The sequence below is a fragment of the Actinomyces sp. AC-20-1 genome, assembly GCF_023369555.1.
Taxonomy (GTDB): Bacteria; Actinomycetota; Actinomycetes; order Actinomycetales; family Actinomycetaceae; genus Actinomyces.
On the sequence record NZ_JACJVC010000010.1, the window covers coordinates 19,001 to 30,964 of the forward strand.

Here is an 11,964-nt window from a genome sequence, read left to right on the forward strand (position 1 = left end):
AGTGACCGTGCATCACGACATCTTCTTCAGGCCGGATCCCCACTGGGTGGGGGACGTCATCCCATGGACCGACGGCAATGAGATCCGCCTGTACTACCTGCTCGAGCGGCGCCAGGAGCCGCGCCCCGGCACCCCGTGGCACCTGGCGGTGACCCGCGACCTCGTCCACTACGAGGACTGCGGCGAGGCGCTGCCGTCAGGAGGGGCCGAGGCCGAGGACCTCAACGCCTACACCGGCAGCGTCGTCCAGGACGACTCGGGCCTCTACCACCTCTTCTACACCGCCAACAACCCCTCGCGCCTGAGCGCCGACGGCCGCTCCGTCCAGCTCGTCGCCCACGCGACGAGCACCGACATGCGGACCTGGACCAAGCGCCCCGAGGACACCTTCGGGGCGCCGACCGGGTACGACCCCGCCGACTGGCGCGACCCGCACGTCTACCGCGTGCCCGGCGAGGACCACTGGAGCCTCGTGCTCGCCGCCCGCCACCTTGAGGGCCCCGAGCGTCGACGCGGCGTCGTCGCCCGGCTCGTCAGCAGCGACCTCAGGCAGTGGCGCCCCGTCGAGCCGCTGTGGGACCCGCACCGCTTCGTCACCCAGGAGTGCCCCGAGGTCTTCCGCATCGGCCAGTGGTGGTACCTCGTGTACTCGGAGTTCACCGACCGCTTCGTCACGCGCTACCGGATCTCGCGCAGCCCGCAGGGCCCCTGGCAGGCGCCGGAGCGCGACACCCTCGACGGTCGCGGCTTCTACGCCGCCAAGTCGGTCGACTGGCACGGGCGGCGCCTCTTCTTCGGCTGGATCGCCTCCCGCCGGGGAGCCAAGGACGACGGCCCATGGCTGTGGGCGGGCACCATGGCCTGCCTCGAGGCGGTGCAGGCTCCGGACGGAACCCTCGACATGAGGATCCCCGAGGAGGTTCTGCGCTCCTACAGCGAGCCGCTGAGCGAGGCGGACGCACCGGTGAGCGTGCAGGCGCCCACGTCATACGCCTGCCGGGTCCTGACCCCCGACACCGGCGAGGACGTGCGCATCAGCGCCGACCTGGAGTGGACGCCCGGCACCCGCGAGATCTCGCTGCTGCTGCGCACGGACGCCAGCGGGGAGACCGGCTACGTGCTCCGGCTCGAACCGGCGCAGCGCCGCATGGTGCTCGACCGGTGGCCGCGCCGTGAGCCGGGCCCCGAGCAGTGGCACCTCGCCGGCGACGTGCCGCACTTCATCGAGCTGGAGAGACCGGTGCCCCTCGACGGCGGACGCGTCCACCTCGACGTCATCTCCAGCAAGGAGCTGCTGCAGTGCTGCGTGGACAGGGCCGTCGTCCTGTCGACCAGCGCCTACGCACGTACCACCGGACGCGTGGGCATCGCCGCGCTGGACGGCACAGTCACACTCACCTCTCTCCGAACCTACACACGTCCCTAACACCTGCTGTCTTTCAAAGGAGAACAGACATGGACATCAAGCGCTCCCACTTCCTCGCCCTGGCGGCCATGGCCATGGCCGCCCCCGCCCTGGCGGCCTGCACCGCGGGCAGCACACCCTCCGGTGAGCCGGCCGTCATCGACCCCGAGGGCGAGATCAAGCCGCGGGAGATCACGTGGCTGCTGTCACGTGCCGCCGATGGCGCCGTCATCACCACGATGCAGGAGATCGCGCAGGAGTACGCCGAGGAGCACCCCGGCTTCAAGCTGATGCTCATCACCACTCCCGACCGCCCCTCCTACATCCAGAAGTACGAGACCCTGGCGGCGGCGAACAAGCTGCCCGAGCTCTTCGACACGGATGCCACCCCCTTCGCCCAGCGGCTCGCCAAGCAGAACCGGATGGTGGATGTGGCGGCGCTGCTCGACAGCTTCGGGATCACGGCCGACTACCGCCCCTCGGCTCTCGACTACCAGCGTTTCGACGACGGGTCGCTCTACATGATCCCGCTGGAGTACGGCATCGAGGTGTTCTGGTACAACAAGGTGCTCTTCGCGGCCGCCGGGGTCGAGGTGCCCACCTCCCTCGACGACTTCCCCGAGCTGTGCAAGAAGCTCGCCGCCTCCGGCGTCACCCCCATCGCCCTCGACGGGCTCGACGGCTGGCCGCTGGAGAGGTGGGTGGCGTACCAGCCCTTCCGGGTCGCCGGCGAGGACTACATCAAGAGCCTGAAGAAGGCCCAGGCCTCCTTCAGCGACGACCCCGGGCGGAAGATGGCGCAGTGGCTCCATGACCTGGGGACCGCCGGCGCCTTCCAGCAGGGATTCTCCTCCGTCGGCTACACCGACGCGCAGAACCTCTTCACGTCGGGCAAGGCGGCGATCTACAACATGGGCACCTGGGAGCTGCCGAGCCTGGCCACCACACAGCTGCCCGAGGAGCTCCAGGAGAACATCGGGTTCTTCACCCTGCCGACCGTGGTCGGAGGCAAGACCGAGGCGAACGAGTACGTGGCGCCGTCGGGAATCGGTGTGGCCGTCAACGCCGCCACCTACGACCCCCTCATCCACGACTTCCTCAAGTTCGCCCTGGGGCGCTACCCCGAGAAGTACGCCGCCACCGGTCTCATGGGACCGACGACGGTGGAGCCCGTCATCCCGGACAATGCGCTGCCCATCTACCAGGAGGCCATCGACGAGGCGGCGAAGGTCACGGGGACCGCACTCATGCCGTGGGACACCCAGCTCGACCCCACCACCAACACCAAGCTCGTCCAGGAGCAGGTGCTGCTCGTCCAGGGCGACATCAGTGTCGACGAGTTCATCTCAACGATGGACGCGGCCCTGTCCGAGAACGCCCCCGCCTACTTCGGCGAGTAACGGCACCGCACAGCCCGTCTCGGTGGGGGCGGCTCGCCGTCCCCACCGAGCCCCTGCCCCACGACGGAACCAGAAGGCACTCATGCTTCCTCACCGCTCACGGATGTCCGTGCTCATCTTCCTCCTGCCGCCCGTCCTCCTGTTCGGAGGAGGCGTGCTCATGCCCATCGGCCAGTCCCTGGTCCTCAGCTTCTTCAAGTGGGACGGCATCACGGCGATGCAGTTCGTCGGCCTCGACAACTACACGAGAATGCTCACCGGCGACCCGACCTTCTGGAAGGCCTTCGTCAACCAGCTGGTCTACCTCGCGATCTGCGTGGTCATCCAGATGGGCGCCGGGCTGGGCATCGCCTGCCTGCTGCTGACGGTCACACGGGGCCGCGAGGTCCTCAAGGTCATGTACCTCATGCCGGCCGTCATCTCGACAACCGCCATCGCGCTGCTCTTCCAGCGGATCTACTCCTACGACCCGACGGGTCTCGTCAACGGCCTGCTGTCCGCGGTCGGCCTGGACGCGCTCGCGCGCCCCTGGCTCTCGGACGTGCACACGGTGCTGGCAGCCGTGTCGGTGCCCGAGGGATGGCGGTTCCTGGGGCTCTACACGATCATCCTCTACGCCGCGCTGCTGTCGGTGCCCAAGGAGCTCGAGGAGGCCGCGCGCCTGGACGGCGCCAACGCCTGGCAGGTGTTCACCAAGATCCGCTTCCCGCACATCCGTCCGGTATGGGCCACCACGCTCGTCATGGTCGTCACCTACGGCCTGCGCGGCTTCGACATCCCGTACCTCCTGACCAACGGGGGCCCCGGGCAGTCCTCCGAGCTGGTCACCACCTACATGTACAAGACGGCCTTCGTGAGCACGAACTACGGCTACGCCTCCGCGATCTCGGTGTTCATCGTCATCGAGTGCCTCGTCGCCGTCGCCGTCATCTTCGGACTCATCCGGAAGGGGAACGACTGATATGGCCGACTCCACGACCCGCACGGCCGCACGGGTGCTGCCCCTGCGCACCGACCTTCCCGCCCCGGTGCGCACCAAGCGCCTGCGCACCGCGCAGATCATCCACCGGCTGCTGCTGGGGCTGGTCCTCATCATCCAGGTCTACCCCTTCCTGTGGCTCATCCTCACCTCCGTGAGAGCCCCGGAGGACTTCGCGTCGAGCAGCCCCTTCGGTCTGCCGCAGTCCTTCACGCTCGACAACTTCGCGCGCGCCTTCGAGCAGGGGGCGGTAGCGACGTACATCGCCAACAGCGCCATCGTGACGATCGGCTCCTGCGCCCTCATCGTCATCTGCGGGATGACGGGGGCCTACGCCATCCAGGTGCTCGGCTTCACCGGTGCCGGCCTCGTGCGCGGCGTGTTCCTCACCGGCATCGTCGTGCCCGTCCAGATCGCGCTCGTCCCCTTGTTCATCGACTACTCCAGGATCGGCCTGCTCGACACGCACCTGGCGATCATCCTCCCGCTGGCCGGCTTCGCCCTGCCGATGTCCCTGTTCCTCTTCATGTCCTTCTTCAGCTACATCCCCCGGGAGATCTATGAGGCGGCCTCCATCGACGGGGCCGGCCCCTACCGCATCTTCGCCCGGATCACGCTGCCGATGTCGCTCAACACCGTCATCACGGTGGTCATGGTCAACGCGATCTTCATCTGGAACGAGTTCGTCTTCGCCAACACCTTCGTGCTGTCCGAGGGCCTCAAGACCATCCCCCTGGGGCTGCAGAACTACATCGGTAACATGGGCAAGACCGACTGGACGGCGACTTTCGCAGCGGTGTCTGTGACGGTCACGCCGCTGCTGCTCGCCTTCCTCGTGCTCAACAAGGCGATGATCTACGGGCTTGAGAGCGGTTCCACGAAGGGGTGAGTGAGCATGCGCATGGAGGTCGGCGGGGAGCCGAGGGTCACGATGAAGCAGGTGGCGCTTGAGGCGGGCGTCTCGGTCACCACCGTGTCGCACGTGGTCAACAACAAGCGCGGGGTGAGGATCGGCCCGGACGCCAGACGGCGCGTGCTCGAAGCGGTGGACCGCCTGGGATACCGGACCAACGCCCTGGCCAAGACGCTGGTGAAGGGGAGCAGCCCGTTCATCGGGCTCCTGTCCGACTCGATCGCCTCGACACCCTTCGCGGGCCAGATCGTCCGGGGCGCTCAGGACGCCGCGTGGCAGCACGGGCACATCCTGCTGGTCGCCAACACCGAGGGCAACGCCGAGGCCGAGGAGCGCGCCATCTCCATGATGCTCCAGTACAAGGTGCGCGGCATCCTGTTCTCCCGCTGGTACCACCGCGATGTCACGCCTCCGACGTCTCTGCGGGAGACGAGCACCGTCCTCGTCAACTGCTACGACGACGCCGGTGACCACACCTGCGTCGTGCCCGACGAGGTCGGTGGCGGGCGCCGGGCCGCGCAGACGCTCATCCGCGCGGGGCACCGGCGCATCGCGCTCATCAACACGACATCGCCGTCGCCGGCCCGCACCGGGCGCCTCGAGGGCTACCGCCGGGCCCTGGAGGCGGCGGGCATCGTCTTCCGCCAGGAGCTCGTCTGGGACGCCCAGCCCGACCAGGAGGGCGGATACGCCTCCGCCGAGCGCCTGCTCGCCACGGGCGCCACGGCGGTGTGCTGCCACAACGACCGCGTCGCGATGGGGCTCTACGACGCACTGCGCGAGCGCGGTCTGTCCGTGCCCACCGACATGTCCGTCGTGGGCTTCGACAACCAGGAGGTCATCGCCGGTCATCTCCACCCTCCCCTGTCCACCGTGGCACTGCCGCACTACAAGCTGGGCGTGGCCGGCGTGCGGATCCTGCTCGGACTCGACGACGTCCCCGCCGACGGCCGCGTCGAGATCGAGTGCCCCAGCGTTGTGAGGAGCTCCGTGCTCACCCTGTGACCCTCAACCCTCAGCCCCGGGGGCACACGCCCCGGGGTGCGTCTCGAAGGAGAGAACCGTGTCCCTGCCCATGCACAATGACCGTCCCCTCGCCGCCCCCGTGGTGTCACGACGCACGGTGCTCGAGCTCGCCGGGGTCTGCTCGGTGGCGGCAGCGGGCGCCGGCGCCACCGCCTACGCGGCGCCGGCGTCGCAGCGCGCCGTGTTCCACATGACCCCGCCACGGGGATGGCTCTGCGACCCCCAGCGTCCGATCCAGTACCGCGGACGCACATGGCTGTACTACCTCCACTCCGACACCAACTACGGCGACGGCGGCTGGGACGTCGCGACGACGACGGACCTCGTCCACTTCTGCGACAACTCGGTGGCGATCCCCCTGCAGCCCGGGTTCCCGGTGTGGACAGGGTCGGCCGTCGTCGACGAGCGGAACACCGCGGGCTTCGGGGCGGGCGCCGTCGTCGTGCTTGCCACCCAGCCGACCGGGGGCGTGCGCCGCAAGCAGGAGCAGTACCTGTACTGGTCCCACGACGGCCGCACCTTCACCCGCCACGACGCGCCGGTCATCGTCAACCTCGACGGCGACGCCGCGCAGTCGCCCGAGGAGATCGAGAACGCCGAGTGGTTCCGCGATCCCAAGGTCGTGTGGGACGAGGACCGGTCCCAGTGGGTCTGCGTCATCGGACGCCGCAAGTACGCCTCGATCTACACCTCGACCGATCTGCGCTCCTGGCGGTGGAGCTCCAACTTCGACTACCTCGACGGCACCGTCGCCGACCTCGGCGGGATGGAGTGCCCCGACATCTTCCGCATGACCGCCGACGACGGCACGCGGCACTGGGTCCTGGCGGCCAGCATGGACGCCTACGGCGCGGGCCTGCCCATGACCTACGCGTACTGGGTCGGCGACTGGGACGGCACCCGCTTCACGACGGCGACGCGCAACCCGCAGTGGCTCGACTGGGGGTGGGACTGGTACGCGGCCGTCACCTGGCCCGACCCCGCGGACCCCGAGCGCAGGAGGCTCGCGCTGGGGTGGATGAACAACTGGAAGTACGCGGCGCGCGACGTGCCGACCGACACGAGCGACGGGTACAACGGGCAGAACTCCGTGGTGCGGTCGCTGACCCTCGCACGACAGCCCGGAGGCTGGTACACGCTGCTGAGCGCACCTGCCGCGGCCCTCGACGAGGCCGCCTTCGGTGGTGCGGTGCGCATCGCGGACCAGGACGTCACCGGCAGGATCGCGCTGCCGCGCACCGGTCGCGCGTACTCGCTCGAGCTCGACATCGACTGGGACGAGGCGACGAATGTCGGGGTGGCGGTCGGCAGCAACGCCGACGACTCCCGGCACACGAATGTCGGCGTGTTCAACGGGCGGGTGTACGTGGACCGCGGTCCCAGCGACATCCCGGAGTGCTCCTTCCTGCCCTACCGCCAGGCCGAGGCTCCGATCGACCCGGCGGCCAGGCACGTGCGGCTGAGGATCCTGGTCGACCGTCAGAGCGTGGAGGTCTTCGTCAACGCGGGCTTCACCGTGCTGTCGCAGCAGGTGTACTTCCGTCAGGGCGATGAGCACGTGCGCCTGTACGCGTACGGGGGCACCGCACGATTCAGCAACATCGTGTGGAAGGACCCCAGGTGACGCCCGCGCTCGCGGGCGAGCACCTCGGGTGACACGGGCGGGTCCGACAGGTCGGTGTCGGACCCGCTCGCACGTGTGAGGGGGCGGACGGGTGCGCCACACCCCTATTGGTAAGGCAAACCTGCATAAGTCGACCTTCTCATTGGTAAGCGTGCTGGACACCACGTCACTTCCCGGGGCGGATTCCGCCTGGTGTGAATATCGGCAGGCTCTTCTTGGCTAAAGTGGGATTCGCTAAGGGACGTCCGCAACCGGCCGTCCCGCCACCGCAGCACGACACCAGGGAGGAGCGGCCATGAGGCAGACCGACGACGAGTCCACCCGGGCCAAGGTCCTCGACCTCATCGTCGAGAAGGGGCCGGTCTCCGCCGCCCAGCTCGCCAAGGTCCTCTCCCTCACGCCCGCTGCCGTGCGCCGGCACATCACCGCCCTCGAGGAGACCGGCGACATCCAGGTCCGCGCCCCCGCCGCCCTCGGCAAGCGCGGCCGCGGCCGGCCCGCACGCCACTACGTCGCCACCCCGGGCGCCCACGCCTCCTTCGCCGAGGGCTACTCCGACATCGCCAACCGCGCCCTGTCCTACCTCGAGCAGGTCGCCGGGGAGAAGGCCGTCGACTCCTTCGCCGCCGTGCGCGGACGCGACCTCGAGCGCCGCTACATGCCCGTCGTCGAGGCCGCGGGCAAGGACCCCTCCGACCGCGCCAAGGCGCTGGCCGACGCCCTCACCCTCGACGGCTACGCCGCCTCCATCCGCGACGTCGGCGACGGCTCCTTCGCCGTCCAGCTCTGCCAGGGACACTGCCCCGTGCGAGAGGTCGCCGGCCAGTTCACCGCCCTGTGCGACGCCGAGACCCAGGCCTTCGCCCGCCTGCTCGGCGTGCCCGTCCAGCGCCTGGCCACCCTCGCCGGCGGCGCGCACGTGTGCACCACCCACGTCCCCATCGCCATGCCCGCACTGCGCAAGCGCGCCGTGAGGGCAGCCGCATCTGACACGCGGGGCCACCGGCCCCAGCGAACGGAAGGAACCCGATGACCGCACCCACGACCGACAAGCCGCGTCCCACTGACGACGAGATCATCGACTCGATCTCGACGCAGTACGACTTCGGCTGGCACGACTCCGACGAGGCCGGCGCCAACGCCAGGCGCGGGCTCGACGAGCAGGTTGTGAGGGAGATCTCCGCCATCAAGGGTGAGCCCGAGTGGATGCTCGCCAAGCGCCTCAAGGCCTACGAGATCTTCGAGCGCAAGCCCATGCCCACCTGGGGCGTGGACCTGTCCGACCTCGACATGGACTCGGTCAAGTACTACGTGCGCGCCACGGACCGCCCCGCCACCTCCTGGGACGACCTGCCCGAGGACATCAAGAACACCTACGACCGCATCGGCATCCCCGAGGCCGAGCGCGAGCGCCTGGTCGCAGGCGTCGCCGCCCAGTACGAGTCCGAGGTCGTCTACCACCAGATCCGCGAGGACCTGGAGAAGCAGGGCGTCATCTTCGTCGACACCGACACCGCGGTGAAGGAGTACCCCGAGCTCGTCCAGGAGTACTTCGGCACCGTCATCCCCGCCGGCGACAACAAGTTCGCCGCCCTCAACACGGCCGTGTGGTCCGGCGGCTCCTTCATCTACGTCCCCAAGGGCGTCCACGTCGAGATCCCGCTGCAGGCCTACTTCCGCATCAACACGGAGAACATGGGCCAGTTCGAGCGCACCCTCATCATCGCCGACGAGGACTCCTACGTGCACTACGTCGAGGGCTGCACCGCGCCGATCTACTCCACGGACTCCCTGCACTCGGCCATCGTCGAGATCATCGTCAAGAAGAACGCCCGCGTGCGCTACACGACGATCCAGAACTGGTCCACCAACGTGTGGAACCTCGTCACCCAGCGCGCCACCTGCGCCGAGGGCGCCACCATGGAGTGGATCGACGGCAACATGGGCTCCAAGCGCAACATGAAGTACCCGGCCGTCTACCTCATGGGACCCCACTCGCGCGGCGAGGCCCTGTCCATCGCCTTCGCCGGCGCCGGCCAGCACCAGGACACCGGAGCCAAGATGGTCCACATGGCCCCCCACACCTCGAGCCACATCGTCTCGAAGTCCGTGGCCCGCCACGGAGGGCGCTCCGGCTACCGCGGCCTCGTCCAGGTGATGAGGAACGCCCGCCACTCCAAGTCCAACGTCCTGTGCGACGCCCTGCTCGTGGACGAGATCTCCCGCTCCGACACCTACCCCTACGTCGACGTGCGCACCGACGACGTCGAGATGGGCCACGAGGCCACCGTGTCGAAGGTGAGCGCGGACCAGCTTTTCTACCTCATGCAGCGCGGGCTGACCGAGACCGAGGCCATGGCCACCATCGTGCGCGGCTTCGTCGAGCCGATCGCCCGGGAGCTGCCCATGGAGTACGCCCTCGAGCTCAACCGGCTCATCGAGCTCCAGATGGAGAACTCGGTCGGCTGACGCCACCGGCCCTCCCACAGTCTCACCCCACCGACCTGCCAGCCACCCTGGCCAAGGAGCACACTCCATGCCACTGTCCACCGACCACTCCCGGGCGGCCCTCGACGGAGCCCACTCCCACGGCGCCCCGCAGGCCCGCTACGTCTCCTCCCGGGCTGAGCGCCCCACCTCCTTCGACCCGGCCGAGATCCCGGTCCCGCGCGGGCGCGAGGAGGAGTGGCGCTTCACCCCCATGCGGCGCTTCAGGCCCCTGTTCGACCTCGAGGCCGTCACCGCCGGCACCACCACCGGCTCCGTGAGCGTCGACGTCGATGCCCCCGTCGGCGTCACCGTCGAGCAGGTCGCCCGCGACGACGCCCGGCTGGGCACCGTCGGGGCCCCCTCCGACCGCGCCGGCGTCGTCGCCTGGGCCGCCTTCCAGACGGCGACCTGCGTCAGCCTCGACGAGGGTGCCGAGCTCGAGCGCGCCGTGCGCGTGACCACCACCGGCCACGAGGAGCCCGGTGACGAGGGCCTGGCCCGCCCCGCCGCCTCCCACCTGCTCGTCAGCGCCCGCAAGGGCTCGCGCGGCACCGTCGTGCTGTCCCACACCGGCACCGCCGCCCTGACCCAGACCGTCGAGGTCGTCGTCGAGCCCACGGCCGAGCTCACCCTCGTGACCGTGCAGGACTGGCAGGACGACGCCGTCCACGCCTCCAACCACCGCGTGCGCGTCCACGGCGGCGGCAGCCTCAAGCACGTCGTCGTCTCCCTGGGCGGCGACGTGCGCATCAGCTCTGACCTCGGCTTCTCCGGCGAGGGCGGGCGCATCGAGGCCTTCGGCGTCTACTTCACCGACGCCGGCCAGCACCAGGAGCACCGCCCCTACGTCGCCCACACCGAGCCCCACTGCTACTCGCGCGTGACCTACAAGGGCGCCCTCCAGGGGGACAACGCCCACGCCGTGTGGGTCGGCGACTGCCTCATCGGCGCCGCCGCCCGGGGGACGGACACCTACGAGCTCAACCGCAACCTCGTCCTCACCGAGGGCGCGAAGGCCGACTCCATCCCCAACCTCGAGATCGAGAACGGCCAGATCGAGGGGGCCGGCCACGCCAGCGCCACCGGCCGCTTCGACGACGAGCAGCTGTTCTACCTGTGCGCCCGCGGCATCCCCGAGGTCGAGGCCCGCCGCCTCGTCGTCCTGGGCTTCTTCAACGAGATCGTCACCGAGATCGGCGTGCCCGAGGTCGAGGAGACCCTCATGGCCGCCATCGAGAAGGAGCTCGAGCTCTCCGGCCTCATCGAGGCCCGTGAGCAGGCCTGAGCCCGCCCCACCAGACGTCACCCTTAGCACCGAAAGCGAACAATGAGCACCCTCGAGATCAAGAACCTCCACGTCCAGGTCGCCACCAACGACGGCCCCAAGCCGATCCTCAAGGGCGTGGACCTCACCGTCGACTCCCGTGAGGTCCACGCCATCATGGGCCCCAACGGCTCCGGCAAGTCCACCCTGGCCTACTCCATCGCCGGCCACCCCGACTACGAGGTCACCGACGGCCAGGTCCTGCTCGACGGCGTCGACCTGCTCGAGATGAGCGTCGACGAGCGCGCCCGCGCCGGCCTCTTCCTCGCCATGCAGTACCCCGTCGAGGTCCCGGGCGTCACCGTCTCCAGCTTCCTGCGCACCGCCAAGACGGCCATCGACGGCCAGGCCCCCAAGGTCCGCTCCTGGGTCGGCGAGGTCAAGGGCGCCATGGAGCGCCTGCGCATGGACGAGTCCTTCTCCCAGCGCGACGTCAACGCCGGCTTCTCCGGCGGTGAGAAGAAGCGCTTCGAGATCCTCCAGATGGAGCTGCTGGCACCCCGCTTCGCCGTGCTGGACGAGACCGACTCGGGTCTCGACGTCGACGCCCTGCGCATCGTCGCCGAGGGTGTCAACCGCCTGCACGAGGCCTCCGACGCCGGCTTCCTCCTCATCACCCACTACACGCGCATCCTGCGCTACATCAAGCCCAGCCACGTGCACGTCTTCGTTGACGGCCGTGTCGCCGAGCAGGGCGGCCCCGAGCTCGCCGACCGCCTGGAGGAGGAGGGCTACGACCGCTTCCTCAAGTGAGGCCCGGGCCGGCAGACGACCGTCCTCCCGGCCCGGTCCCACCCGAGCCA

The 11,964-nt window shown here is 69.3% G+C and carries 10 protein-coding genes; all 10 read left to right on the plus strand.

The window, feature by feature from the left end; genetic code table 11:
* Positions 1–7: 7 nt before the first annotated feature.
* The 10 genes from H6X67_RS07175 to sufC all read left to right on the plus strand — a co-directional run bounded on the left by H6X67_RS07175 (position 8) and on the right by sufC (position 11,914).
* On the plus strand, positions 8–1,426 hold the full coding sequence (locus H6X67_RS07175; protein ID WP_249367250.1) for a glycoside hydrolase family protein: 1,419 nt from the start codon (positions 8–10) through the stop codon (positions 1,424–1,426).
* 29 nt (positions 1,427–1,455) lie between these two features.
* Entirely contained in the window at positions 1,456–2,805 is a 1,350-nt protein-coding gene (locus H6X67_RS07180; RefSeq protein WP_249367251.1) for an ABC transporter substrate-binding protein, read from the plus strand.
* A gap of 82 nt (positions 2,806–2,887) precedes the next feature.
* Positions 2,888–3,766 (plus strand): carbohydrate ABC transporter permease, encoded by an 879-nt coding sequence (locus tag H6X67_RS07185; RefSeq protein ID WP_249367252.1) that lies wholly within the window; start codon positions 2,888–2,890, stop codon positions 3,764–3,766.
* Position 3,767: 1 nt separating this feature from the next.
* On the plus strand, positions 3,768–4,673 hold the full coding sequence (locus H6X67_RS07190; protein WP_249367253.1) for a carbohydrate ABC transporter permease: 906 nt from the start codon (positions 3,768–3,770) through the stop codon (positions 4,671–4,673).
* A 6-nt stretch (positions 4,674–4,679) separates the two neighbouring features.
* A complete protein-coding gene (locus H6X67_RS07195; RefSeq protein WP_249367298.1) occupies positions 4,680–5,702 on the plus strand; it encodes a LacI family DNA-binding transcriptional regulator in 1,023 nt (340 codons plus the stop codon).
* A 58-nt stretch (positions 5,703–5,760) separates the two neighbouring features.
* Complete coding sequence (locus tag H6X67_RS07200; RefSeq protein WP_249375233.1) at positions 5,761–7,347, plus strand: glycoside hydrolase family 32 protein; 1,587 nt, start codon at positions 5,761–5,763, stop codon at positions 7,345–7,347.
* A 295-nt stretch (positions 7,348–7,642) separates the two neighbouring features.
* Positions 7,643–8,380 carry a helix-turn-helix transcriptional regulator gene (locus H6X67_RS07205; RefSeq protein WP_249367255.1) on the plus strand — a complete coding sequence of 246 codons (738 nt, stop codon included), beginning with the start codon at positions 7,643–7,645 and terminating at the stop codon, positions 8,378–8,380.
* The gene (gene sufB, locus H6X67_RS07210; protein ID WP_249367256.1) at positions 8,377–9,816 is read left to right on the plus strand and encodes a Fe-S cluster assembly protein SufB; all 1,440 of its coding nucleotides are present in this window, start codon (positions 8,377–8,379) and stop codon (positions 9,814–9,816) included. The genes H6X67_RS07205 and sufB overlap by 4 nt, the downstream gene beginning before the upstream one ends.
* Positions 9,817–9,883: 67 nt before the next feature.
* Entirely contained in the window at positions 9,884–11,122 is a 1,239-nt protein-coding gene (gene sufD, locus H6X67_RS07215; RefSeq protein WP_249367257.1) for a Fe-S cluster assembly protein SufD, read from the plus strand.
* A 42-nt stretch (positions 11,123–11,164) separates the two neighbouring features.
* On the plus strand, positions 11,165–11,914 hold the full coding sequence (gene sufC, locus H6X67_RS07220; RefSeq protein ID WP_249367258.1) for a Fe-S cluster assembly ATPase SufC: 750 nt from the start codon (positions 11,165–11,167) through the stop codon (positions 11,912–11,914).
* The last annotated feature ends 50 nt before the right edge of the window (positions 11,915–11,964 follow it).

Coding starts and splice junctions, on each gene's coding strand:
- H6X67_RS07185 (WP_249367252.1), top strand. CDS start 2,888: ATGCTTCCTCACCGCTCACGGATGTCCGTGCTCATCTTCCTCCTGCCG.
- H6X67_RS07190 (WP_249367253.1), top strand. CDS start 3,768: ATGGCCGACTCCACGACCCGCACGGCCGCACGGGTGCTGCCCCTGCGC.
- sufC (WP_249367258.1), top strand. CDS start 11,165: ATGAGCACCCTCGAGATCAAGAACCTCCACGTCCAGGTCGCCACCAAC.
- H6X67_RS07180 (WP_249367251.1), top strand. CDS start 1,456: ATGGACATCAAGCGCTCCCACTTCCTCGCCCTGGCGGCCATGGCCATG.
- sufD (WP_249367257.1), top strand. CDS start 9,884: ATGCCACTGTCCACCGACCACTCCCGGGCGGCCCTCGACGGAGCCCAC.
- H6X67_RS07195 (WP_249367298.1), top strand. CDS start 4,680: ATGCGCATGGAGGTCGGCGGGGAGCCGAGGGTCACGATGAAGCAGGTG.
- sufB (WP_249367256.1), top strand. CDS start 8,377: ATGACCGCACCCACGACCGACAAGCCGCGTCCCACTGACGACGAGATC.
- H6X67_RS07205 (WP_249367255.1), top strand. CDS start 7,643: ATGAGGCAGACCGACGACGAGTCCACCCGGGCCAAGGTCCTCGACCTC.